28 protein-coding genes are annotated in these 23475 nt (G+C 36.7%); 10 read left to right on the forward strand and 18 right to left on the reverse strand.

All coding sequences use genetic code 11. The features are described 5' to 3' along the window. Nucleotides 1-1037: 1037 nt before the first annotated feature. The 6 genes from BK579_RS20020 to BK579_RS20045 form a co-directional block, all read right to left on the reverse strand. Nucleotides 1038-1790, reverse strand: a complete 753-nt coding sequence (locus BK579_RS20020; protein ID WP_078548510.1) for a methyltransferase domain-containing protein — start codon at nucleotides 1788-1790, stop codon at nucleotides 1038-1040. Nucleotides 1791-1817: 27 nt separating this feature from the next. Further along, complete coding sequence (locus BK579_RS20025; RefSeq protein ID WP_078548513.1) at nucleotides 1818-2306, reverse strand: peptide ABC transporter substrate-binding protein; 489 nt, start codon at nucleotides 2304-2306, stop codon at nucleotides 1818-1820. A 138-nt stretch (nucleotides 2307-2444) separates the two neighbouring features. Further along, on the reverse strand, nucleotides 2445-3494 hold the full coding sequence (locus tag BK579_RS20030; protein ID WP_078548516.1) for an LLM class flavin-dependent oxidoreductase: 1050 nt from the start codon (nucleotides 3492-3494) through the stop codon (nucleotides 2445-2447). 87 nt (nucleotides 3495-3581) lie between these two features. Beyond that, a complete protein-coding gene (locus BK579_RS20035; RefSeq protein WP_078548518.1) occupies nucleotides 3582-4295 on the reverse strand; it encodes a nucleotidyltransferase domain-containing protein in 714 nt (237 codons plus the stop codon). 32 nt (nucleotides 4296-4327) lie between these two features. After that, complete coding sequence (locus BK579_RS20040) at nucleotides 4328-4831, reverse strand: hypothetical protein (RefSeq protein ID WP_078548521.1); 504 nt, start codon at nucleotides 4829-4831, stop codon at nucleotides 4328-4330. Nucleotides 4832-4966: 135 nt separating this feature from the next. Continuing rightward, entirely contained in the window at nucleotides 4967-5152 is a 186-nt protein-coding gene (locus BK579_RS20045) for a cysteine-rich CWC family protein (protein ID WP_328589289.1), read from the reverse strand. Nucleotides 5153-5227: 75 nt separating this feature from the next. On the opposite strand from BK579_RS20045, the gene BK579_RS20050 reads away from it, so the two are divergent. Together BK579_RS20050 and BK579_RS20055 are read left to right on the forward strand one after the other, a co-directional pair. Further along, a complete protein-coding gene (locus BK579_RS20050) occupies nucleotides 5228-5857 on the forward strand; it encodes an alpha/beta hydrolase (protein WP_078548524.1) in 630 nt (209 codons plus the stop codon). Between the two features lie 80 nt (nucleotides 5858-5937). Next, complete coding sequence (locus tag BK579_RS20055; protein WP_078548526.1) at nucleotides 5938-6234, forward strand: hypothetical protein; 297 nt, start codon at nucleotides 5938-5940, stop codon at nucleotides 6232-6234. A 78-nt stretch (nucleotides 6235-6312) separates the two neighbouring features. On the opposite strand, the gene BK579_RS20060 is transcribed toward BK579_RS20055, so the two are convergent. From BK579_RS20060 to BK579_RS20095, 9 genes are all read right to left on the reverse strand, one after another. Then, nucleotides 6313-7104 carry a hypothetical protein gene (locus BK579_RS20060; RefSeq protein WP_078548528.1) on the reverse strand — a complete coding sequence of 264 codons (792 nt, stop codon included), beginning with the start codon at nucleotides 7102-7104 and terminating at the stop codon, nucleotides 6313-6315. Next, a complete protein-coding gene (locus BK579_RS20065) occupies nucleotides 7097-7684 on the reverse strand; it encodes a sigma-70 family RNA polymerase sigma factor (protein ID WP_235848487.1) in 588 nt (195 codons plus the stop codon). Before BK579_RS20065 ends, BK579_RS20060 begins: the two co-directional genes overlap by 8 nt. 648 nt (nucleotides 7685-8332) lie before the next feature. Further along, on the reverse strand, nucleotides 8333-8488 hold the full coding sequence (locus tag BK579_RS25785; RefSeq protein WP_169891194.1) for a hypothetical protein: 156 nt from the start codon (nucleotides 8486-8488) through the stop codon (nucleotides 8333-8335). Between the two features lie 13 nt (nucleotides 8489-8501). Next, nucleotides 8502-9671 (reverse strand): Ger(x)C family spore germination protein, encoded by a 1170-nt coding sequence (locus tag BK579_RS20070; RefSeq protein WP_078548530.1) that lies wholly within the window; start codon nucleotides 9669-9671, stop codon nucleotides 8502-8504. Beyond that, complete coding sequence (locus BK579_RS20075) at nucleotides 9664-10767, reverse strand: GerAB/ArcD/ProY family transporter (protein WP_078548533.1); 1104 nt, start codon at nucleotides 10765-10767, stop codon at nucleotides 9664-9666. The genes BK579_RS20070 and BK579_RS20075 overlap by 8 nt, the downstream gene beginning before the upstream one ends. A 4-nt stretch (nucleotides 10768-10771) precedes the next feature. Continuing rightward, nucleotides 10772-12322, reverse strand: coding sequence for a spore germination protein (locus BK579_RS20080; protein ID WP_078548535.1), 1551 nt, complete (start codon nucleotides 12320-12322; stop codon nucleotides 10772-10774). A 1204-nt stretch (nucleotides 12323-13526) separates the two neighbouring features. Beyond that, nucleotides 13527-14750, reverse strand: a complete 1224-nt coding sequence (locus BK579_RS20090) for an IS110 family RNA-guided transposase (protein ID WP_078548540.1) — start codon at nucleotides 14748-14750, stop codon at nucleotides 13527-13529. A 987-nt stretch (nucleotides 14751-15737) separates the two neighbouring features. Continuing rightward, complete coding sequence (locus tag BK579_RS25790; RefSeq protein ID WP_169891195.1) at nucleotides 15738-15887, reverse strand: hypothetical protein; 150 nt, start codon at nucleotides 15885-15887, stop codon at nucleotides 15738-15740. 164 nt (nucleotides 15888-16051) lie between these two features. Then, complete coding sequence (locus BK579_RS20095; protein ID WP_078548543.1) at nucleotides 16052-17488, reverse strand: NAD-dependent malic enzyme; 1437 nt, start codon at nucleotides 17486-17488, stop codon at nucleotides 16052-16054. A gap of 206 nt (nucleotides 17489-17694) precedes the next feature. Between BK579_RS20095 and BK579_RS26825 the strand changes: the two genes are divergently transcribed. From BK579_RS26825 to BK579_RS25325, 4 genes are all read left to right on the forward strand, one after another. Further along, nucleotides 17695-17817 (forward strand): hypothetical protein, encoded by a 123-nt coding sequence (locus BK579_RS26825; RefSeq protein WP_268876529.1) that lies wholly within the window; start codon nucleotides 17695-17697, stop codon nucleotides 17815-17817. A 359-nt stretch (nucleotides 17818-18176) separates the two neighbouring features. Further along, nucleotides 18177-18386 carry a hypothetical protein gene (locus BK579_RS26150; RefSeq protein WP_204524744.1) on the forward strand — a complete coding sequence of 70 codons (210 nt, stop codon included), beginning with the start codon at nucleotides 18177-18179 and terminating at the stop codon, nucleotides 18384-18386. After that, nucleotides 18379-18597 (forward strand): ATP-binding protein, encoded by a 219-nt coding sequence (locus BK579_RS20105; RefSeq protein ID WP_169891196.1) that lies wholly within the window; start codon nucleotides 18379-18381, stop codon nucleotides 18595-18597. The genes BK579_RS26150 and BK579_RS20105 overlap by 8 nt, the downstream gene beginning before the upstream one ends. 267 nt (nucleotides 18598-18864) lie before the next feature. Further along, a complete protein-coding gene (locus tag BK579_RS25325) occupies nucleotides 18865-19149 on the forward strand; it encodes a DUF6407 family protein (RefSeq protein WP_139365128.1) in 285 nt (94 codons plus the stop codon). Between the two features lie 143 nt (nucleotides 19150-19292). Here BK579_RS25325 and BK579_RS25795 read toward each other — a convergent pair whose 3' ends face one another. Together BK579_RS25795 and BK579_RS26505 are read right to left on the reverse strand one after the other, a co-directional pair. Beyond that, complete coding sequence (locus tag BK579_RS25795) at nucleotides 19293-19436, reverse strand: hypothetical protein (protein WP_169891197.1); 144 nt, start codon at nucleotides 19434-19436, stop codon at nucleotides 19293-19295. Nucleotides 19437-19824: 388 nt separating this feature from the next. Continuing rightward, nucleotides 19825-20067, reverse strand: coding sequence for an FAD-dependent oxidoreductase (locus BK579_RS26505; RefSeq protein WP_235848488.1), 243 nt, complete (start codon nucleotides 20065-20067; stop codon nucleotides 19825-19827). Between the two features lie 92 nt (nucleotides 20068-20159). On the opposite strand from BK579_RS26505, the gene BK579_RS26510 reads away from it, so the two are divergent. The 4 genes from BK579_RS26510 (at nucleotide 20160) to BK579_RS20130 (ending at nucleotide 22440) form a co-directional block, all read left to right on the forward strand. Beyond that, nucleotides 20160-20306: a hypothetical protein gene (locus tag BK579_RS26510; protein WP_235848489.1), complete on the forward strand. Its 147-nt coding sequence runs from the start codon at nucleotides 20160-20162 to the stop codon at nucleotides 20304-20306. Nucleotides 20307-20448: 142 nt separating this feature from the next. Further along, nucleotides 20449-21375, forward strand: a complete 927-nt coding sequence (locus tag BK579_RS20120; protein ID WP_078548557.1) for a hypothetical protein — start codon at nucleotides 20449-20451, stop codon at nucleotides 21373-21375. Nucleotides 21376-21705: 330 nt separating this feature from the next. Further along, nucleotides 21706-22011, forward strand: coding sequence for an alpha/beta fold hydrolase (locus BK579_RS20125; RefSeq protein WP_078548560.1), 306 nt, complete (start codon nucleotides 21706-21708; stop codon nucleotides 22009-22011). 54 nt (nucleotides 22012-22065) lie between these two features. Beyond that, complete coding sequence (locus BK579_RS20130) at nucleotides 22066-22440, forward strand: hypothetical protein (protein WP_078548563.1); 375 nt, start codon at nucleotides 22066-22068, stop codon at nucleotides 22438-22440. Between the two features lie 52 nt (nucleotides 22441-22492). Here the strand turns inward: BK579_RS20130 and BK579_RS20135 are convergent, their stop codons facing one another. Next, the gene (locus BK579_RS20135; protein WP_078548566.1) at nucleotides 22493-23461 is read right to left on the reverse strand and encodes a sugar phosphate isomerase/epimerase family protein; all 969 of its coding nucleotides are present in this window, start codon (nucleotides 23459-23461) and stop codon (nucleotides 22493-22495) included. Nucleotides 23462-23475 lie beyond the last annotated feature (14 nt).

A 23475-nucleotide genomic window follows, 5' to 3' on the forward strand; every position in this document is an offset into this window, starting at 1 on the left:
TCTTTAGCTCTTTTTGCGTCAAAGCTGTCTCAACCTGGGCTCTCTTCGGACAGCTTTAGCTCTTTTGGCTTCAAAGCTGTCTGAACCCGGACTCTCTTCGGACAGCTTTGGCTCTTTTGGCTTCAAAGCTGTCTGAACCTGGACTCTCTTCGGACAGCTTTGGCTCTTTTGGCTTCAAAGCTGTCTGAACCTGGACTCTCTTCGGACAGCTTTGGCTCTTTCAGACATAAAGCTGTCTGAACCTGGACTCTCTTCGGACAACTTTGGCTCTTTCAGCCTTAAAGCTGTCTAAACCTGGACTCTCTTCGGACAACTTTAGCTCTTTTGGCTTCAAAGCTGTCTGAACCCAGACTCTCTTCGGACAGCTTTGGCTCTTTTGGCTTCAAAGCTGTCTGAACCTGGACTCTCTTCGGACAGCTTTAGCTCTTTCAGACATAAAGCTGTCTGAACCTAGGCTCTCTTCGGACAACTTTGGCTCTTTCAGCCTCAAAGCTGTCTGAACCTGGACTCTCTTCGGACAGCTTTAGCTCTTTTGGATTCAAAGCTGTCTGAACCCAGCTCTCTTCGGACAGCTTTGGCTCTTTCAGACATAAAGCTGTCTGAACCTGGACTCTCTTCGGACAGCTTTAGCTCTTTTGGCTTCAAAGCTGTCTGAACCCAGACTCTCTTCGGACAACTTTGGCTCTTTCAGCCTTAAAGCTGTCTGAACCTGGACTCTCTTCGGACAGCTTTAGCTCTTTTGGCTTCAAAGCTGTCTGAACCTGGACTCTCTTCGGACAACTTTGGCTCTTTCAGACATAAAGCTGTCTGAACCTGGACTCTCTTCGGACAACTTTGGCTCTTTCAGACATAAAGCTGTCTGAACCTAGGCTCTCTTCGGACAACTTTGGCTCTTTCAGCCTTAAAGCTGTCTGAACCTGGACTCTCTTCGGACAGCTTTTAGCTCCTCCTGTTTCAAACCCTTTCTAAAACCCAGCCCTTCTTCTGACAAAGCCTTACGCCGATTCACTTCTATAAGCAATGTTAACCCACCAGAATCACTTAACACCCTCAAACGTAATCATCTGATTTCCGTTTTTAGGATATTGACCATATTTATAATCAGAAGAAACCACAATTTCTTTAAAACCAATGTGCTTAAGAATCATCTTAAATTCATCTACTCCATACCACCGTAATGGAAATGACTCTAATTCAGTTTGTATTAGTGTGCCATTGCGCCATTTTTCATATCTGCCATATGACAATGTACATTGATTAATATAATCTATTTCCGCATTTGTATTTTGTAGGGTAATGATATCTCCATTTTCGCATTCCCATTTTCTCGTAGATACTTTTCCAACTATAAATTCTGGCTGTAAAAATAAATCAACGATTAACCTGCCACCCTTTTCTAGATGATGATAAAAGTTTTCAAGCGCCTTAAGCGAGGTTTCTCTATCCTGTATGAGTAAAAATGTCCCGGAAGGAATGATAATCGCACCATATTTGACATCCATTGAAAATGTCTCCATTTTTTCCTCGAAGAGATTAGGAGTTAATTCTCTTGCCTTGCAATGTTCCCGACATATCATTAACATCTCTGTTGAAATATCAAAACCATCCACCTCAAATCCTTTTTCTAAAAGAGGAATGAGCATACGCCCAGTTCCTGTTGCTGGCTCAAGAATACGGGCCGTAACATGAGAAAGTCTTTCTAGGTAATACTCAACATCACCAAAGGAATGACCAATAGGCTTATCCAAATCATATACTTCTGAAGATAGTTTGCTATAATAACTTAACAAAATTCATTTCTCCTTTATCAAAATAATCTAACTAATCCAAGTCTCTTTTATTTCCTTCACTTGCCATTGATTATGATCAAAGTAAACAATCACTTCAACACCGATGGATCCTAAACCAGAGCGATATTTTGAACCTTCAAAAACAATTTCATTATTAAATTTAAAATCTACTTTTTCTATTCGAAGAAGAATTCCATCCAGTATAGACGTTTCTTCGTTGTATAGTCCCTTCTCTTGAAGATCTTCAAAAGTAGATATCATTACCTCAGTTTTATATGTATCCTCAAAAAATGTTACAATCTGTTTTCGGTCTCTCTGATCTAACTCATCAAAATTACTCATGTCGATGGCTATGAAGTCCATCCCCCCATTTAATCCGGTATCCCTCTCCATAATGGAGTTTAATGCTAGACTATATATTTCTGCCAAACTTTTTTTGGCGTCTGCTTCTTGATCACAGGCAACCAGGATCAAAGCAAGAGAAAAAACGATCAATCGCTTACCAATATATAACATTCTGTACCCCCTTAGTTATTAGACGAGCTGATTTAGTAAAAGGTTTCTATTAAGTATCACTAAACCTAGACATTTAAATAAAAATGGTGCGTAAAGACTAAATTGTCGTTACGCACCATTCAATATTTGTTACTAGTTTTACATATTCGCTTCCCATACTGATATTTCTTCTCTTACCATTGGAGCAACCTCTGTACCCAACAATTCAATTGCCTTCATCACATCTTCATGTGGCATTGACCCTACTGGTACATGTAGCATAAATCTTGTGATACCCACGTTCTTACGAAGGTGAATGATCTTTTCGGCAACGGTTTTCGAATCTCCTACGTATAATGCTCCTTCAAAGCTTCTCGCTGCATCAAAGCTTGTCCGGTCATAATGACCCCATCCACGTTCGCGACCTAATTTATTCATAACTTGCTGAGTTGAAGGGAAGAATTTATCAGCTGCTGTCTCTGTATTCTCAGCAATAAATCCATGTGAATGTGAAGCAACAGGTAATTTAGATGGATCATGACCAGCATGTGCCGCAGCTTTCTTGTAAAGCTCAACAAGTGGTGTAAAATGAAGTGGACTACCACCAATGATTGCAAGAACAAGTGGCAAACCAAGGATACCTGCTCTTATGACAGAATTTGAATTTCCACCACTACCAATCCAAACTGGTAATGGATCTTGAACTGGTCTTGGATACACTCCCAAATTATTTATTGCTGGGCGGTGTCCACCTCTCCAAGTTACTTTTTCAGATTCTCTTATTTTTAATAACAGCTCTAAATTCTCTTCAAATAACTCATCATAATCTTTTAAATCAAATCCGAATAAAGGAAAAGATTCGATGAATGAACCACGACCGGCCATGATTTCTGCACGACCGTTAGAGATTGCATCAAGCGTTGCAAAATCTTGAAAAACACGTACCGGATCTGCAGAAGAAAGTACAGTTACTGCACTCGTTAGGCGAATGCGTTTTGTCTGTGATGCAGCTGCAGAAAGCAACATTGCTGGTGAAGAAGCTGCGAAATCTTCTCGATGGTGCTCACCTACTCCGAATACATCTAAACCAACTTTATCTGCAAGGACAATTTCCTCAACCACTTCTCGAATACGCTCGGCATGACTTATGACTTTGCCGGTTTCAACATCTGGTGTTGTTTCTACAAATGTGCTAATTCCAATTTCCAATGAAAAATCCTCCTATTACTTTCGAAATGTCTACTAATCATATGTATTTCATTATTATAATCTCTTTTTCGTAACGATGTATAATAGTTAGTCTTTTCCTAGAGAAAAACCTTCAAATAACCTACCACCAAAAGGCTGTAAGATTTGATCAACTAAACCAATAATAAGATCTTTTGAATCCGTTTTATAGTAAGCATCAAACGCATTTATAAAGTTCTCCGTAAACGCTTCGTCAAATTGTTTCAAAGCTCGTACCACCCATTTAGAAGAACCAAGCCACTGGTTATTTGTTCTTAAAACGAATTCACTTACTAATTCAGCAAGTGAATTCGCAATAAATAATCCCTCGGCCCGATTTGTACAGCCTATAAAATCATCTAAAGTATCTGTAATAAAATATCTTTTCATTCTTATTATTTCATTCGGCCATTCTTCCGGACCGTTATCTAATAGTTCTTTTGCTTCTATTTTTATTTGTTCAATTACTCCAGTGTCTTTAATTATCATTCCCTCTGACACCATACGTGGTAATGAAGGCCTTCCTCTACTCGAATCGCTTTCAAAAAATGAACGATAAGACGTTAAGTTATGGACAAAAAGTTCAATATTCCATCCATATTCAATAAGTGATTCTCGGTATGCTTTTGGTATTTCCGGCTGAAACACAACAATATCTAAGTCAGAGGTCTTTGTTGACTCACCTCTTACAACACTTCCGGCTAACAAAGCACCATGGCAATCTGGGAAATGGGTAGTAATAAATTGTTTTGCAGCTTCGATTGCTCTAAACCGAACATTCATTTTTTCTCCTCTTTCCACCACTATTTCTACCACTACTCTTCAGGCATAACCTCTAATTGATGAAAAGGCGCTTCATGAATTGCATAAAACAGACGTGAGTCCTCATCAATTTTCATTACTTGCTTCTCGGTATCTCTGACCAAATTCATTACCTTAATTGAATTGTCAAAAGCCTTTCCATATAAGATTTGAATGGCTATCCCATTTTCTGTCTTAGCCTTAAACCCTCCATATGCATACGGAACATCTCCCTCAATATCACTATATGCATTACTTCGATACCAACTGAACCCTTGATCACTTTCGGTTATACTAGCAACACCTAGTGCTCCTCCGTAATCATAAAAAACAAGGGTTTCGCCTTTATAGCTTTCTATAGACAATACTGCGTGTGTATCTGTTCCTTCCTGTTGCAGCCCCTTTTCAATTGCCTCCTCTTCGGTAGTAAACCATTCAACTGCACGGTCCTCTTTGTTAGTACAGCCAACCATTAAAAATAAACTGGTAAACAACAATAAAAACACAACGTTTCTCAAACTGTTTCCCCCACTTTCAAAGTTTGAACTACTTTTCCCTACTTTTAAAGCCTCCGAAAGAGATTCTAAAGAACGAGATTTGATTTAATAACTATACGTCTTTATCTAAGAGATGTTTCAAATCATTATATAAATTTATTTGTTGTATTGATTCAAACACTTCTTGCAGATACAAGCCCGGTCATCTGAAACCATCCTAAAGATATCTTCAGGGAATATTTCATTTATGCACCAACATTGGGATTCTCTAGCCACATTTCCGCATTGATTATTGTTTTGGCAGATGGGACATTTCTCTATATCAGTCATAAAGATCACCATAATCTTTCTTCCTAAAAATTATAAGGGAAATTCTGTAATAAGTGTTACTATTATCTTAAAAAGGAGGGAATTTAAATGAGGATTAAAAACGATGAAATGTCATTGGCAAATGGCAAAACTATTTCTTACTCACATGTACAACAAGATAGTCAATCAGATACACTCACCATCATCTTACCTGGAGCTGGTTATACAGTACATAAACCACTTTTATACTACTCAACTGGTGTTATGGTGAAAAGGGGCTTTGATGTATTGCATATTAATTACAGTTATTCCAAAGAAGAACTTTCTTCACTAAAAGATACCGAATTCGTTTCAGCGATACAATCTGTAATCGATCATATTGTTCAACACCAAAACTATCAGAACTACATGATCATTGCAAAATCACTAGGTACGATTGCTTTGCCTTATTTATTAGAAACATCCATTTTTCATTCTGCAAAAATCATATGGCTAACTCCCTTATTACAAAAAACTGATGTTTCTGAATCATTACTTCGAACCAACAATGCAGGACTTTGTATCATCGGAGATCAAGACCCATGTTACATAAAAGAAACGTTTGATAGTTTAAAAGAAAACCAATTTCTAGACTTACAGCTTATCGAAGGTGCAGATCATAGTTTAGAAACTAATACAAGTATGATAACGTCCATTGATATTCTAAAAAAGTATGTAAGACTAATTGAAGAGTTTTAACAACATGAGATTAATAATATTCCATATTTAATGAATATGACAAGCAAACTTTCCATAAGTAATAAAGATTACAATTTAGGATGGAGATTATTATTACTTTAAACAACAACAAGAAAAGCACCTCAGAAAACATTTTAAAGCATACGTCTGGCCAAGCAAATGAGCTTGTTCATAAGACCGTGGATACAGCTAACAAAGTTGTTAAAACTGTGTCTGGCGAGGGAGGCTTGGTGGGGAAGGTCGTTGACACTTCTTCAGACGTACTTAAAAATACTTCCAGTTTCGGAAATGATGTTGTTGGTAAAACAGTTGATACCACTTCTAATGTACTTAAAGGAGTTTCCAGTAAAGTACTTAGAAAACCTAAAAATAATTAACTGATATACTTAAACAAAAGTGATCAATCAATAAAAAAAATTATTATTGATTGGTCACTTTTGAGCAAAGGGCTTACACTATTGCATTGGAAGCCAACTTACTTTCCACACACCTTGTTTTGTATCCTTAATCATACGAAACACAGGGAAAGATTCATCCGTCTTCTCCCATGTAATAATCGCTTCGTTTATTTGTAAATAGTTTATATTAAACTCTTTCACTTGTAGCAACTTGTTATATAACTTTTGATCATTTTCTGTCATTTTCGCACCGAAAAATTCGGGGTCTCCAAAGTATTCTTCTTCAGAAGGTGTTCCAGAATATTCTCCTTGAAAATAAAGGTTGTATAATGTGCGCTCATCTCCTAACTGCTTTGCATGAAAGTGAAATTTGAATATATCTAATGGCGATAACTCCTTTAAGAGAGCATCATTTTCACTATCTGCATATTCCTCATAAATTACTTCTAACTCTGGGGAAAGCGCAATTGTCGTTTCCACATTATCTATTTTTTCAATGAGTTCCCCTATTCCATCCTCATTCACTTCATCACCTATAGATTTCTTGAAGTTGTTTACTGATTCTTTGTTTGATAATGAAGAATTTCCTAAGGTTTCTTCTTCTTTACTAGTAAATCCATCAGGAACGATTTTGACCTGGTTGTTTACCATTCCAAAAATCAGAATAATCATGGCTCCATAAGCGAGATAAGATAATGTCTTGGGTAAGAATCTTTGGAGATTAAAACGCTTTTCTTTCTTTCTTTTTTTTATTTTAAGATAGACATTCTCTTTATCTAAACTAGAAAAGGTAGTTGTTGAGAACTGGTCATCATATGTATCTTTTAAATTTTTTAATTCCTTATCCAATTTCTCCACCCCTTTCAGCCTCAATCAAACTCTTGATTTTGTTTCTACCTCGATTTAAGTGCGTTCTTACTGTTGTCTCCTTTGTGGATAATGCATCAGCAATTTCTTTTACAGAAAGATCTTTAAAATAATAAAGAATAATAACTTCACGATATTTTACCGGCAAAGACAACACCTGTTGCAATAAATAATTCGAATCGCTCTTATTAACTAAATAACTTTCAGGTGTATCCTGTTTCTCCTTAATATTGGTAAACTGTACTAACTTCTCTTTTAATCGCAAGTTACGGGATTTCCAGCTCCGTAAATAATCCTTGCTTTTATTAATTGCAATCGAATAAATCCAGCTTCTCAGGGTAGATTCTCCCCGAAATGTATCCAGCTTTTGATAGACCGTTACAAACACATCTTGTGTTACATCATCTGCATCACTTTCATTCTTTATATAGCTATAAATGAATCGCTTTATTTCTGTACCATATTCATTCATAATGCTTTCAAGTGCATCTTCTAAGTTATCATTTATTGTTTTAGATTTATCATTGCCATTGTACTGAAAATTTTTCAAGTTTGACTCCACCAGTTACTCCCTCCTTTGAAGGGTCTTTATAGTCGCTCTTTTCGAATATTGAATCCTTTTCTTGTATTAAACAGGTTTTGTTAAAACGGTTGCAATTTCAGAGTACATTCCAAAGTTATAAAATGATAACCGCACAACCGCACAACTATTCAACAACACCAAGGTTTACGAAAGCAGTTATTAGTTAGACGTAGCAATTTAATAAAATCATTCAATATTTTAAAAGTTTTTTTAAAAAATTAAAATAAGCAATTACAATAACAGTAATTGCTTAACAGCAAAACTTAAATTTTATAACTTAATTGATTCAAAGACCATTTTCATTTATTTTCTTCTGGTATTTCCAGCATTTAAATTTGTATCTTAATTACTAAAGCCGACGTTAAAAAATAGTGTTTTTTCTCAGTGGTGATCATCACCATCGCCTCCTTTTTTATAATAAATTGAGGATTCTATTTACTTTTTAACTCCTGTTATTCTTATTCCACTTCCGTACTTGTCTCATTTTAGAAAGATATTTTAAATACGGACAACATAGTAAAAGGATTCAAAATTTTTGAATTAAAGTAAAAAAAAATACAGCTAAGTCAAATTATTCACCTAAATTGACTTTGCTGCATATTTTTAAAAACCTTGGTCTATATTTTCTCAGCTATCATCCCCCTCACTTTTTTTCCATGGAGGATCGCCCACTACGCGAAGTTTATGATAGATCTTCGCAACTGTGTATGGAATAGCAAATGCCAAAAATGCGAAAAAGATGTTCAGCCAAGTTGGTGTAAGAATATCTAAAACTTCTTTCATGTTAAAGCCTCTCTTATTCTAATGTAGATTTAATGATGGCGCCATTTCTACTTATCGTTGCGTCAACCTTAACCTCGATTTCTGCCTTTTCAAAGTAATTTTCACCAAAATCCCAATTATCTTCCACTTTTCCCCATTCATCAGGGTCTTTGATACTTAAGTATTTTCCAAAACGAAAGACATCAGTTTTCAACTCTTTTTGGACCCTTTCAATCGCCAAGTCCGTAAAATAACGTATAGAGTCTTCTACTCCTTCTTCAGTTTGCCTTATCTCCTCTTCACTCAATAAATTTACTGGTTTAAAGGTTTCCGGTATAGATCCAACCGTTTCAATTTCAACTGTAAATTTAAATTGCCTATCACCTAAAACGGTTGGTTTGATCTTTGAATTGACGATATCCATTTCATAAACAACAATTTCATCGTCCACTTTCGCTTCCAGTAGCCCACCTTCAATCTCACCAGTTATGAAATTAACTCCTTCGGTTGCTTCTTCACCAATAAAACCGACTAGCTTATCTGTTTGCCCATTTATAACAGCATGTCCAGCGATTTTCACTTCGTTGTCACTTAATTTCGTTATCATTTGTATGATGAAGCTTTCTTTACCAAGTAGAAATTCATGAACATCACCAATTCTTGTCGGTGGAACCATTCTTGCATTTTTAAAATTATTTTTCGAAATTGATTGGATATACATAGTTGGTAGGTTTTCATTTTCTGGACTAACTTCAAGTATATCCTTTGCTTTCTCAGGCGTAATCATAATCTGCGTCCCTCGTCTCATTTCTGGAAAGCGAAGAAAATAATCAAGAACATCTGGAAAATACTCTGATTTTGCAACATCCTCTGATAGAACAATTAACTTTATATGTTCAAAAAATGGAGAACGACTTGTGATTGCAGCGACTCTTCTTACTGTTTCAAATATTGTATTACCTTTGGATTCAATGTTTTGGTAGGCTTGGCCTTTACCAGTTCCCCCGCTACTTCCTTCTGCTATTGCTGACGGTACCACAAACTGCTGGGTTAATTTAAGGTCACCTTTATTCTTTTTATCATTGTCTTCAAGGTCTATTCCAGCTCCTATAACAAACCCTCGTTGTTCAATCTCAATTGAATCCCAGCACCCCGTAGTAATTACTAGTATTAAGAAGACGAATAGTAGCTTAACTCTATGCATGTTTTTTGCCCCCTCTTATACGTGTTACGATAAAAAACAAAATGGGGTAAATAACACCAAAGAAAAATCCAATAAGAGCAATAACTTTTCCTAATAATTGTATTTGATTTGTATTCTCTGGTATCATAGCCACTAAATAGACTACTGGAGAGGATATATAGATTAAGGTGCTTTTTTTTATCTTAAATAATGATTTAAATAAATGAACAGAAATATCTAGTGCCATAGATGCGGTATTAAATACAGTCATGATCCATACTGTAAAAAAAATCGACTCAAACCTTTCAACAAATCCACCTGGAGCTTCTATCTCTTTTGCAATTTCAATGGTAGGATAAGTAATTTCTGAAGTAGCAAGGGTACCAAATACACCGATTGCTACAGTATAGATAATCAGATATAAGATAAGTGGAATCCCTATCCCAATCATTGTCATTTTAGGTGCATCCTTTGGTTTATTCATCAGAGAAACATATGAAAGGATGATAACATACCCGACAAATGAAAAGATGGTTTCTTGTGCTCCTTGAAAATACCCCAAAAGTGGGGTAGTAAAAATTGGTCGTAAATTTTCTGGTTGAAATAATGAAACATTAAAAACTTGGACGAGCAAAGTAATAGCCAAAACGATGGGCAAAAACATCATATTTAGTCTTAATAACGCAATCCTTGATCCAGAAACAGCATAAATTAACACTAAAAGAAATGTAAGCGCAACGGCTTCAATTGGAGTTTGATCAAACATATATAACTTTGAAATATTAGCTATTACTCTTGTTTCGAGAGCACAAGTAAAAAGAAAAGTCATCCCCAAGATAGCGGTTAACACTCTTGCCACAGGTTTAGTCATAGTAATGGTTGTATATTCTAAAAAAGACTTATGTGGGTAAGCTGAGATCATTTTTGCCAAGAACCAACCAAAAAAAATAAAAAATGCTCCACTTCCTAAAAGTGATATCCATCCATCAGAGGTTTTTGTATGAGTGGCAATTAATCTTGGTAAGGTAAGTATTCCAACACCAATCATCATAGAGGCTACTATATAAACTAATTCCTTGCTACCAATTTTCTCATCAGCATACTCAAAGGGTTTCACGATTTCATTCCTCCTTGTTCATACGCTTATCATCCACGGTTTCCATGTGCACAGGTCTTTTAGTCAGAAACGTTAATGGTGCACGGAATACGAGATCTTTCCAGTCTTTATAAAAACTTGGCGCAAATGGCACAGTATAAGGAACTCCAATTGATTTTAAGTTTGCCATATGGATATTTATCATAATATAAGTCAAAATAATTCCGTAAAATCCAAACACACCTGCTACAACCAGGAAAGCAAAACGCAGCATCCTAATTGAAATTGCAAATGAATAAGAAGGAATTACAAAGGTAGAAATAGCCGTAACTGCAACTACAATAACCATGATTGGACTAACAATCCCGGCACTAACAGCAGCTTCACCAATAACCAATCCTCCGACAATCCCAACCGTCTGACCTATAGGCTTAGGTAAACGAATTCCTGCCTCACGTAAAATCTCCATCGTTACTTCCATAAATATTGCCTCAAAAAGAGAAGGGAAAGGTACTCCTTCTCGTGTAGCTGCAATTGAAAAAGCTAGTTTCGATGGTATCATTCCGGGATGGAAGGAAACTAAAGCCACATATAAGCTGGGCAAAAATAACGCCACAAATGCACAAAAATATCTTAAAACCCTTATGAGGGATCCTATATACCAGCGTTCATAATAGTCCTCTGGTGACTGTAAGGTTTCAGCGAACGTTAACGGCGCAAGGAGCACAAAAGGTGTCCCATCTAGGAATATCGCTACCTTTCCTTGCATTAATGCAGCAGCCACTTTATCTGGTCTTTCCGTATTTTGAACTTGTGGAAATGGTGATAAAAAGTTGTCTTCAATCCACTGTTCAACATAACCAGTTTCTAGGACATCATCCATATCAAGAGTTTTCACCCTTCTCTTTACTTCTTCAAGTATTTGAGGATGAATGATTCCATCGATATATGAAATGACCAAATCATTTTTGGATCGTCTGCCTACTTTATAGGACTCAAAGCGCAAGTTAGGATCTTTAACTCTTCTTCTTAAATGAACGGTATTTGTTCGTATATTTTCAGTGAATCCATCTCTTGGACCACGAACAAGTGCTTCTGTAATTGGCTCTTCAACGCCACGGCTTGCCCATCCTTTTGTTCCAATAATTAGGATTTGGTCCAAGCCATCAATCATTAATACTGTATCTCCAGAAAGGATTGCTAACGATAAATCATCTAGTGTATCTGATATCTTCATTTCAGCGACAGAAAGAGTCTCGTTTTTGAAAAAAGCTATAAGCTCTTCATAATTTAAATTCGTCCCGGATAATTTGTTAGTTTGCGATTGGAGGTTTTTGATTATAAAGTTGTTGACTGAATCTTTATCCACTAGTCCATCAAAATTCACAATAGCAAGTTTATACTCACCGATAGTTAATTTACGGATCACAAGGTCAGATGGTGATGCCAGCATTTTTTCAATATTATCTATATTCTTCTCTAGATTGGAGACTAAAATAGGGGAAAAGTTTTCAGCTTTTTTTTCATAACTATGTTGTTGTTGACGTTGAACCTTTCTCCTAAAAAGACCGAACAAATTAAACACCTCTTAAAAAAATAAATCTTTCCTATTATGTCATTTTTCTCTAAGCGTAAGTTACTTATGCATCTATGCCTAAAATAATATATATAACGGTCTATTTTTTATCCACCCTGAAAATACCTAGGTTTATTAGTTCCATTCGCTACGATCCACTCGCTTTCCGCTCATTCCACACTGAGGGGTAACCATTTTCATTCACCATGGTGAGAATATTATTTAGCATAAGTGTCTACCCTGAAAATAACTTAGTTTGCGGAGTTCCATGAGCTGCGATCCACTTGCTTTCCGCGGGGTGGTCCGTGAGCCTCCTCGTCGCCAGGGGCGGGCTTCTGCGGGGTCTCACGAGACCACTGGATCCCGCAGGAGTCAAGTGGCTCTCCGCTCATTCCACACTTAGTGAGTACACTATTTTCATCCTCCATGGTGCTAATTTTAGTTAGCATAGATGTCTACCCTGAAAATAACTTTAGTTGTGGAGTTCCATGAGCTGCGATCCACTTGCTTTCCGCGGGGTGGTCCGTGATGAGCCTCCTCGTCGCCAGGGGCTCAGCTCCTGCGGGGTCTCACGAGACCACTGGATCCCGCAGGAGTCAAGTGGCTCTCCACTCATTCCACACTGAGGAGGAAACGTTTTTTCCATACACAATGGTGCGAAATACTTAATTTAGCATGGATGTCTACCCTGAAAAAAGAAATGCGGAAGGCGCTCGTTCATCGGCGACAGGCATAAGGCAAGCCGGCTGGAAGGTTGCTCTTTAACCTTCTAGGGTGGATTGACTTAGACCTGAGAGCCGATAGCGCCTGGAGCTAGACACTAAGCTAAGTATAATTTTTCATACTCATGGTGCTAATTTTAATTAGCATGGAGGTCTACCCTGAAAATAACTTTAGTTGTGGAGTTCCATGAGCTGCGATCCACTTGCTTTCCGCGGGGTGGTCCGTGAGCCTCCTCGTCGCCAAGGGCTCAGCTCCTGCGGGGTCTCACGAGACCACTGGATCCCGCAGGAGTCAAGTGGCTTCATTCCACACTGAGGAGGAAACGTTTTTTCCATACACAATGGTGCGAAATACTTATTTAGCATGGATGTCTACCCTGAAAATAAAATTGGCCAGAAGGCAACACTAAATAAAGGGTACCTTTTTGGTTTTTTAAAAAAGTTCCCTACATATATTTGTATCTAAATATTATGGTTGATTTTTAAGCGGACTGTAATGGATGTCTTATTTCGTATCCTAAATTTGTTAAGTGTTTGATAGCTTTTTTCTTTTTCACTTCTAAGGCCTTCTCACTATAGTAATTAGAACCAAGTTCTTTGTAACTCTCTTTTCTAGTTAATAAGTGATAAGCAATGACTAAGATTTGATGTGCAATGGCGACTTTTGCTTTGTTGGTACCGCGTCTTCTTTTTAATCGTTGGTATTTCGCAGCTAAATAACAGTCTTTTTTCCGAGTAGCACTTGAAGCTGATTCAATAAGTGCGCTTCTTAGATATTTATTTCCGTCTCTAGTACGTGCTGTTTTTTTTTTACCTGCACTTTCATTTTGTCCTGGAGCCATACCAGCCCATGCTGCTAAATGAGCAGCGCTTGGGAATCTACTTAAATCTGGGCCGATTTCTGCAATGATATGTTGAGCTGTTTGAATTGCGATTCCCGGGATAGAATCTAACAGTTCAATTTCATCTTTGTATTCTTTTAAGCGTTCCTTTATTTCTAGATCCAACATTTCAATTTGCTTTTCTAAATACTCAATGTGATCAAGTTGACCCTTAAGTAGAAATTTCTGATGAGGCCCAATTAATCCCTTCAATGAACGTTCTAGAAGATCCATCTTCTTACGAAGCTGCTTCTTTGCTAGTTCCGCTAAGAGTGAAGGGTTAGTCTCACCTTTGATTAGTTGGCGAAGCATTAGTCGACCAGAAACACCTAAAATATCAGTAGCTACGGAGCTAAGTTTAATGTTTGCTCCTTCCAAGACCTTTTGAATACGATTAGCTTCCCGGGCACGTTCATCAATTAAACTTCTACGATAACGAACAAGCTCACGCAACTCTCGTTGCTCTCGGTCGGGAATGAAACTCGGTTTTAATAGGCCGTGTTTTAAAAGATCTGCAATCCACTCTGCATCTTTGACATCTGTTTTACGGCCAGGAACTTGTTTAATGTGCTGCGCATTAACCACGTAAGTTTGAAGAGAAGGTTCCAATTCTAATAGATTATAAATTGGTTTCCAGTACACGCCAGTGCTTTCCATTGCTACATGAGTACACTTATTTGACTGAATCCAGTCTACTAGTAAAAGAAGGTCATCGGTCATCGTTCCGAAGGTACGAACTTCTTTACTCTTTGGTGTTAAAATACAAGCTGTAATTGATTTCTTGTGGACATCCATTCCACATACATATTTGCTAATAATCTGCATGAAAAAATCACCTACCCAATATTATAGGAACAATGATTATTAAACGGCAGCTTATTGTGTGATCTACCCTACGTGCTTCTCAAATGAGAGCGACAAAACATGGTACACTTACTAACCGCGGTCCGTCTACCCAACGAGCTCAAGACATCAAGACATCCCGACCTCTACTAATAATCATTGTATTAACTTTATGGGCGGGAACGCATATTTTCATGCGCCATGGTGCGAAAATTTTTAGCATTGGGGTCTACCCTGAAAAAAGAAATGCTGAAGGCGCTCGTTCATCGGCGACAGGCATAAGACGAGCCGGCTAGAAGGTTGCTTTTTAACCTTCTTGCCGGATTGACTTATGACCCCGAGCCGATAGCGCCTGAAGCTAGACACTAAGCTAAGTATAATTTTTCATACTCCATGGTGCTAATTTTAGTTAGCATAGATGTCTACCCTGAAAAAAGAAATGCTGAAGGCGCTCGTTCATCGGCGACAGGCATAAGACGAGCCGGCTAGAAGGTTGCTTTTTAACCTTCTTGCCGGATTGACTTATGACCCCGAGCCGATAGCGCCTGAAGCTAGACACTAAGCTAAGTATAATTTTTCATACTCCATGGTGCTAATTTTAGTTAGCATAGATGTCTACCCTGAAAAAAGAAATGCTGAAGGCGCTCGTTCATCGGCGACAGGCATAAGACGAGCCGGCTAGAAGGTTGCTTTTTAACCTTCTTGCCGGATTGACTTATGACCCCGAGCCGATAGCGCCTGAAGCTAGACACTAAGCTAAGTATAATTTTTCATACTCCATGGTGCTAATTTTAATTAGCATAGATGTCTACCCTGAAAATAACTTAGATGGAACAGTTCCATTCGCTAGGCGAATACACTATTCTCATTCTCCATGGTACGAATTTTTATTAGCTTTTTATATACCTAGTAAATTTCTAAAAAAGACGATTCCATATTGAGAATCGCCTTTTTGATTGTTACTTTTATTCAATTTTCACTTGAGTACTCATGGTCTTTTTTTTGAACAGATTCTAACCCATATCCTGTTGAACTAATTTCCAATACTTCTTCTTCGGCTTGTTTGTTCAAACCTAAATAATATTTCTCATTATGTGTACTATTATTATCTTTTTTCATATAAACCTCCTCTATTGGTATATACAAAGTAACAAACACTATGTTTCTTAGGATTTGATTTAGTGTTCCTCATTTTCCACTTAAATATCTTGTTTTGTAATTCAAAATAAAAAAGAGCCGTTTACAGGCTCTTTTACTCCATTGATTTCAGGGAGAGGCTCTTATTATTTAGACAATTGACTCTCTATTCTTAAAGGATCTTTTCTAGCTACTTCTGTTTGATACGCAGCCTTTATTACAGCCTCTCTCACTCTTTCAACAACCTTTTGGTTAAATACACTTGGAATAATATAGCTTTCATTTAACTCATCTTCAGACACAACACTTGCAATAGCTTCTGCCGCTGCAATCTTCATTTCTTCATTAATGACCCTCGCTCGACAATCTAGTGCACCTCTAAATATTCCAGGGAAGCATAATACATTGTTAATTTGGTTTGGATAATCCGAACGACCTGTAGCCATAACTCTTACGTATGGTTCGGCAAGTTCAGGATCAATCTCAGGATTTGGATTCGCCATCGCAAACACGATAGGGTCTTTTGCCATTTTCTTTAAGTGATCAACTGTTAAAATCCCAGGAGCAGATACTCCAATAAAAACATCTGCCCCTTCAATGACATCTGATAAACTACCAGTTAAGTTGTCTGGGTTCGTCATCTTTGCAAATTCAGTCCAATTTTCGTTGCTGTATTTCTCATCACGATTAAGTGCTCCATTTCTGTCGACACCTATAAGATTTTTCACTCCAGCGCCCATTAGAATTTTTGCACAAGCTGTACCTGCAGCACCGATTCCAGTTAACACGACCTTTATTTCACTCAGCTTTTTTTCAGTTAACTTTAATGCGTTAATTAGTCCTGCTAAAATAACAACGGCAGTTCCGTGCTGGTCATCATGAAAAACAGGAATATCAAGTTCTTCCTTTAAACGTTTCTCAATTTCAAAACATCTTGGTGATGAGATATCCTCCAAATTAATTCCACCAAACGCAGGTGCAATTGATTTCACTATTTGAATGATTTCTTCCGTGTCTTTTGTATCTAAACAAATCGGAAAGGCATCAACTTCCCCCATTTGCTTGAACAACATCGCTTTACCTTCCATTACCGGCATTGCTGCTAGTGGACCAATATCGCCAAGACCTAATACTGCGGTTCCATCTGAAACAACTGCGACTGTATTTCTCTTTATAGTTAGTGAATAAGCTTTATTTGGTTCTTCAGCAATCGCTGTACATACCTGTGCGACTCCTGGTGTGTATACTCTTGATAAATCATCACGGTTTTTAATTGGATTCTTTGATTGTATCTCAATTTTTCCACCTAAATGTAAAAGAAATGTACGGTCTGAAACAGAAACAACATTTACACCTTCTAAATTTGTTATTTTATCTGTTATCGAATGAGAATGTTTTTGGTCATTTACATTAATTGTAATATCACGTATTGTATGAGTTTTACTAGATGAGATGACATCAATACCGACAATGTCTCCACCCATCTCTCCAATTTCTTTGGCTATATCACTAAATGTAATCAGTGTTTTATTAATTTGCATACGAATAATAATATTCATGCTTGAATTTTTAACTTGTGACATCAAATTCTCCCCTTTAATTGAAATCGTTTACATCATAGATATAGTTGTATTATATCTCAATAATGTAATGACTTAAACTACCAATTTAAAATTGTTCCCTCATAATAATTAGAAGATTAGTAGATATCTTTGCCATAAAAGAATAAATTAATGTAAAATGATTACTAATAATGTCAGTTATACCCTATGTAGAAAGGATCACAAATATGCAATCCAATCAAACTCAGATAGAACTAAGGGATGAAATTGAGCGATTAAATCATGTTAATCAGCTGATTTTAGATTCAGTAGCAGAAGGTATTTATGGAATTGATCTCGAGGTAACGTGATTTTTTGGAACAAAGCTGCAGAGTAACTGACTGGATATGTTATTGAAGATTTTAAAACTAATAATCTTCATGACTTAGTTCACCATACCGACAGCAAAGGAAATCATGTTCCAATTATTAAGTGTCCAGTTTACCATACGCAATAGTGGTGACAGCCTCTTTATAAGTGATGATATTTTCTGGAGAAAAGACGGAACCTCTTTTTCTGTTGAATACTCGATTTAAGCCTATGATAGAAAAAGGAAATCATGTTGGTACAGTAATAACCTTCAGAGATATTTCGGAGAGAAAAAAGACGGAGGAAATATTGAGAGAATGGGAAATATGCTAACCTTAAGGAAGTTATCTTACAAGTAACCATGTTAATGGACACTCAGGCAATCTTAAGTAATATAAAAATAGAAAAAGAGTTAACTTCATCCCCTGTAATCATTTATTGTATCGAGAACCAATTAAAACAGGTTTTAATTAATTTATTAAAAAACTCGATTGAGGCCATGAAAAATGGCGGAGTAATTAAGGTCAGTTTAGAAACTAATCAAGAACGATGCAATTATAAAGGTGATTGATGAAGGATTAGGGATTCCCCAAAAGGAGCTTGAGAAAATTGGTGAGCCCTTCTATTCTACGAAGGAAAACGGAACGGGACTCGGCATAATGGTGTCAAATAATATTATTAAAAATAATCATAAAGGTTCATTAGAAATTCATAGCGAGGTCAATAAAGGTGCCACATTTATTATTAAATTGCCTTTTACACCAAGCCTGGATGATATATAAAACTTGTTATACATTACCTCTTTTTTGGCACACTAAAAAATATTACTTATGGACTAATAAAGGATTAATATCTGCACCATGGAGTATCTAAAAAATATTCTCCTAGTGTGGAATGAGCAGAGAGCCAATGAACTCCTGCGGGACATAAGGGGCACAGTGAGACCCCACAGAAGCCCAGCGACGAGGAGACTCACCGTCCCGCCCGCGGAAAAAGCGAGTACAGCGAATGCTTATTTTCAGGTAGAAATGCTAATAAAAGGAGAAACAATGACTAAGAATTTATTTGATTTCCTAAAAGAAACAATAGGTGAGATCGAAGATTTTAATGAGAATAACCTAGAAAGTCTAAGAGAAATAGTACGAAAAACGATTAAATTTTATCAAATGAAATCCTTTGAAGAAACCGAAGAAACAGACAAAGGTAAAATTAGTTTTTTACATATTCACTCAATGGCCGAAGAAAACCTCTTAACTAAAATTGTGGAAATTGCTCTTAATTCGGAAAAGGATATTGAGTTTGCATATCAAGGTAATATTATAAGAAAATATTAAAACATATCATAATATATTATTAAAAAACCTCCATTTATTTTCAATGAGAGGTTTTTTCCATTTAATCTGACCCGCTCTCTATTTCATTAACAGCTGCGTTTAGTTCCATTTATGTAGTATTTAATGCTAAATTTTTGACATGCTTACTTATCAAATTTACCTTCTGCAATTAGTGAGTTCAATTGGATGTATATACGACGTTCTTGCTCTGAATCCTTTGATTCAGACACTGTTGATAATTGATATAATTTCCGGTCAATCCAACTTTGTAATTTTTGCTTATCCATATATAACCACCTTACTTTCTATTAAATCTCCTACTGCTTTTATTAACAGCTTAGATACTTTTTATACCATGACGATTAGGGAAAAATTATATTTTCTATATCCTCTAAAAAATATTCATTTTAGTTCATACCCTTTGTAAATCAGATCACTAACCTAAAAAAACATTACTTCTTCATGAGTAATGTTTTTATTCACATTTGAAAATAGCTATGTTTTATTGGGAAACGTTGTTTGGATTTGTACAGGATCTGACTGCTTGTGGACGCCATTATGTGTTTCTATAAAAGCACCAGCAGAGAAAATATCACTGTCGTTTATTAATTATGTCGTTGAATAACTATCCGACTAGCCTGTGTAATAGACTCTATTTGAATTTAAATACAAATCTTATCCACGTTCCTTTAGTATTAATCTTGCTGCTTTCTGCCCTGAAACAACAGCACCTTCCATGGTAGCAAAATGAGGTTGACGTGTATAATCTCCTGCTAAATATAAACCTTTTACCTCTGTTTTCTGATCTGGTCTCATCCAGTTATGATTAGGCTCAAGGCTATGAAAGTCTTCCGGGTGACTAACTAACCCTATAGTCTGTGATATACGGTTCAATATCCATCCCAAGTTTTTTCGCATCAGTAATCACTTCTTTTAAAATATCTTCTTTTTCCATAGCCAAGAATCTTTCTGGTGGGGTTAAGATAATTGAAAGCCGGCCAGGGACATGTTTGAATGTTGATCTGGATTGCTCCGCAAAACTAGCAAGTGATGTTAAAGGGCCAAAGGTAGTTCGATCATATGGAAGCATTGGTTTTGCTATGTTCCAGCCGATAAATGGAATGGGAATGGTTAATCGTATTCAAACAAATCTTTAATCTGCTATAGCTCTTGTTTTTACAAGAGCTTTTTATTTTTTTATTTTTTAAATACATAGGTTGGTCGATTTAGCTAATAATAACTTTGTTTTAAAAATGGGCTCTTTCACAGCCAAAAACAAAATATTAGGAGGCAATACATATGTTTAACGGACAACAAGGTAATCAATTTTCTCAAGGTGGGTTCCAAGGAAACGGAACATTTCAAAACCAAGGTAATCAAGGACAATTTTCTACACCTATTGGTGGTGGATCTCATATGATGATGCAACCAGGTTTCGCTGGGACAAATGCACAAGAAGTTTCTCGTCAGAATGCTCAATCTGCTGGGAGTGGATCTAATGTACAGGGGGGATTCCAAGGAAATGGATTTAATCAATCTAATTTCCAAAATCAAGGACAATTTTCTACACCTATTAGTGGTGGATCTCATATGATGATGCAACATGGGTTCGCTGGAACGAATGCACAGGAAGTCTCTCGCCAAAATGCTCAATCTACTGGGAGCGGATCTAATGTTCAAGGTGGATTCCAAGGAAATGGATTTGGTGGAGCTAATTTCCAAAGTCAAGGACAATTCTCAACTCCAATTGGTGGTGGAGCTCAAATGATGATGCAGCCAGGATTTGCTGGCACTAATGCACAAGAAGTTTCTCGTCAAAATGCTCAATCTGCGGGGAGTGGCTCTAATGTCCATGGTGGTTTCCAAGGGAATGGTCAAGGTGCTAGTTTCCAAAACCAAGGACAATTTTCTGCACCAATGGGCGGTGGGGCTCAAATGATGATGCAACCAGGTTTTGCTGGGACGAATGCACAAGAAGTGTCCCAACAAAATGCTCAATCCTCTCAAGGAGGTTCTAATGTCCAAGGTGGTTATCAAGCACAAAATGGATTCCAACAACAAAATGGATTTGTTGGTCAACAATTCTCAGGTGGCGATCAAGCAATGTTCCAACCAGGTTTTGCTGGCACAAATGCTCAGAATGTTGCACAACAAAATTCACAATCCGCTCATAGTGGGATGAACGTTCAAGGTGGATTTGGAAACTTTGGTTCTCAGAATTTCTAATCGCGTATATTTTAACAGGTAAAAAAAATTCAAAAAAAGCCCCTAATAAATAGGGTCTTTTTTTGAATTTACAAATTAGTAGATCTTTTAACTTTGTAAGACTAATTCTAATTCAGGATTTCCTTAACCCCATTTTAACCCGCAACGGTTAAGGCGTTACCCATCCTGATGATGACACGTGGCTGATTTGTTATAGCTCTAACATCACTTAATATTCTCTTTGAGCTTGAGGCAATTCACTCCATGACCAAAGCCATTTTTTACATAGGTTTCTCAGAAAAGATACGTTAATAATAAGAAGGCAGAATATCAAAATTAGGAGAAACTATAATGCATAAAGCTCTTATTAACAATGAAAGCATAGCCTATGAGGATCATGGTTCGGGTACTCCCTTACTTTTAATACATCCACCAGGTATGGGCCAAAAGGTGTTTTATGAACAGTCATCTTTAGCCAATCACTTCCGATTAATTATTCCTGACCTTGCAGGTCAAGGTGACAGTTCCTATAATGGCAATTCAGAGATTTCAATAAGGCGTTTTAGTATGGATCTCATTGCATTATTGGATTATCTTAATATAAAATCCGCTGTTATATTTGGCTTTCAGCAGGAGGAACAGTTGCTCAATACTTAGCTATTCACTTTAAACAACGTGTTCTAGCACTTATATTGTCTGGTGGTTATACTATTGTTGGGAATCCTGGCTGTTGAGAGAAATAAACACTTTTTAGCAAAGGTACTTGCTTATAGTCATACAAAAGATAAAAACTACAGAAAAATACTTAAAGATCATATGATTAAGTCCAATACCATGGTTTGGTCTAAGTATTATTTAGAGTCTTTATTGTTTGACTGCAAGAAAGATATAAAGGATTTAAGTATTCAGACACTCCTTATGTATGGTAGTAAATCAGATCATATTAATACTTATTTAAAATTTTATCAAAACAATCTTCCAAATAGTGATATATACGTTGTGCAAGGAGAAAGTCACCAATTACCGACAAGACAACCAAGTTATATTTATCAAATGCTAGCAGGTTTTATCTTAAACAAAACTTAAATAACCTTTGGAGACCAAGTCCTCCAAAGGTTATTTGTTTATAAAACCTAACTTACACCCACCACATTTGAGACGGTGACTCTTCAATTAGTACAGTTTTTAAATTTGTGACTGCTCTATTAAAGCCTTCATTAATAGACATGATTGGATCTTCATGCTCAATACTTACTACATAATCATAACCATATGTACGTAATGCACTCATCATATCAGACCATTCCTTTAAATCATGCCCACATCCTACTGAACGGAACGACCAAGCTCTTGTACGAACCTCTCCATATGGCTGCATATCTGTTAATCCATACATATTTACATTTTCTTGATCGATATATGTATCTTTTGCATGGAAGTGATGGATTGCATTTTCTTTTGCTAAAATTTTAATGGCTGCAACTGGGTCAATTCCTTGCCACCATAAATGACTTGGATCCAAGTTAGCACCAATGCTATCACATGTTTCTTCACGTAATTTCAACAATGTATACGGTGTATGAACTAAAAATCCGCCATGTAGCTCTAAACCGATTTTAACGTTAAGATTTTTAGCATATTGGCCTACTTCCTTCCAATATGGTATCAGCTTTTGTTCCCATTGCCATTTAAGCACATCTCCATATTCATTTGGCCAAGGTGTAACAGGCCAGTTTGGGTATTTTGCACCTTCATGATCTCCAGCTGTGCCAGAAAAACAATTTACAACAGGTACGTCCATTAAGGAAGCTAACTTTATCGTTTTTAAAAGAGTTTCATGGGACTGTTTTGCAAACCCTTCCTCTGGGGAAATCGGATTTCCATGACAGCTAAATGCACTGATGATTAAATCACGTTCTTTTATCTTTTTTAGATATTCTTCACGTAAGCCTTCGTTTTCTAAAAGACCATCTAAATCACAATGGTTGTTTCCAGGATAACAGCCTGTTCCGATTTCAACTGCATGAAGGCCAGCAGCATGCACTGTATCTAACATTTCTTCAAATGCTTTATCAGCAAATAGTACTGTAAATACACCAAGTTTCATTGTATTTCTCCTCT

Origin of the sequence: Litchfieldia alkalitelluris, from assembly GCF_002019645.1 — a bacterium.
Classification (GTDB): domain Bacteria; phylum Bacillota; class Bacilli; order Bacillales; family Bacillaceae_L; genus Litchfieldia; species Litchfieldia alkalitelluris.

Excerpts from the sequence above, each read along its gene's own strand:
- BK579_RS20025 (WP_078548513.1), bottom strand. The coding sequence starts at position 2,306 with ATGTTATATATTGGTAAGCGATTGATCGTTTTTTCTCTTGCTTTGATC.
- BK579_RS20035 (WP_078548518.1), bottom strand. The coding sequence starts at position 4,295 with ATGAATGTTCGGTTTAGAGCAATCGAAGCTGCAAAACAATTTATTACT.
- BK579_RS20045 (WP_328589289.1), bottom strand. The coding sequence starts at position 5,152 with ATGGTGATCTTTATGACTGATATAGAGAAATGTCCCATCTGCCAAAAC.
- BK579_RS20050 (WP_078548524.1), top strand. The coding sequence starts at position 5,228 with ATGAGGATTAAAAACGATGAAATGTCATTGGCAAATGGCAAAACTATT.
- BK579_RS20055 (WP_078548526.1), top strand. The coding sequence starts at position 5,938 with ATGGAGATTATTATTACTTTAAACAACAACAAGAAAAGCACCTCAGAA.
- BK579_RS25785 (WP_169891194.1), bottom strand. The coding sequence starts at position 8,488 with ATGAAAGAAGTTTTAGATATTCTTACACCAACTTGGCTGAACATCTTT.
- BK579_RS20070 (WP_078548530.1), bottom strand. The coding sequence starts at position 9,671 with ATGCATAGAGTTAAGCTACTATTCGTCTTCTTAATACTAGTAATTACT.
- BK579_RS20090 (WP_078548540.1), bottom strand. The coding sequence starts at position 14,750 with ATGCAGATTATTAGCAAATATGTATGTGGAATGGATGTCCACAAGAAA.
- BK579_RS25790 (WP_169891195.1), bottom strand. The coding sequence starts at position 15,887 with ATGAAAAAAGATAATAATAGTACACATAATGAGAAATATTATTTAGGT.
- BK579_RS20095 (WP_078548543.1), bottom strand. The coding sequence starts at position 17,488 with ATGTCACAAGTTAAAAATTCAAGCATGAATATTATTATTCGTATGCAA.
- BK579_RS26825 (WP_268876529.1), top strand. The coding sequence starts at position 17,695 with ATGCAATCCAATCAAACTCAGATAGAACTAAGGGATGAAATTGAGCGA.
- BK579_RS26150 (WP_204524744.1), top strand. The coding sequence starts at position 18,177 with ATGTTAATGGACACTCAGGCAATCTTAAGTAATATAAAAATAGAAAAA.
- BK579_RS25325 (WP_139365128.1), top strand. The coding sequence starts at position 18,865 with ATGACTAAGAATTTATTTGATTTCCTAAAAGAAACAATAGGTGAGATC.
- BK579_RS25795 (WP_169891197.1), bottom strand. The coding sequence starts at position 19,436 with ATGGATAAGCAAAAATTACAAAGTTGGATTGACCGGAAATTATATCAA.
- BK579_RS26505 (WP_235848488.1), bottom strand. The coding sequence starts at position 20,067 with ATGCGAAAAAACTTGGGATGGATATTGAACCGTATATCACAGACTATA.
- BK579_RS20120 (WP_078548557.1), top strand. The coding sequence starts at position 20,449 with ATGTTTAACGGACAACAAGGTAATCAATTTTCTCAAGGTGGGTTCCAA.
- BK579_RS20125 (WP_078548560.1), top strand. The coding sequence starts at position 21,706 with ATGCATAAAGCTCTTATTAACAATGAAAGCATAGCCTATGAGGATCAT.
- BK579_RS20135 (WP_078548566.1), bottom strand. The coding sequence starts at position 23,461 with ATGAAACTTGGTGTATTTACAGTACTATTTGCTGATAAAGCATTTGAA.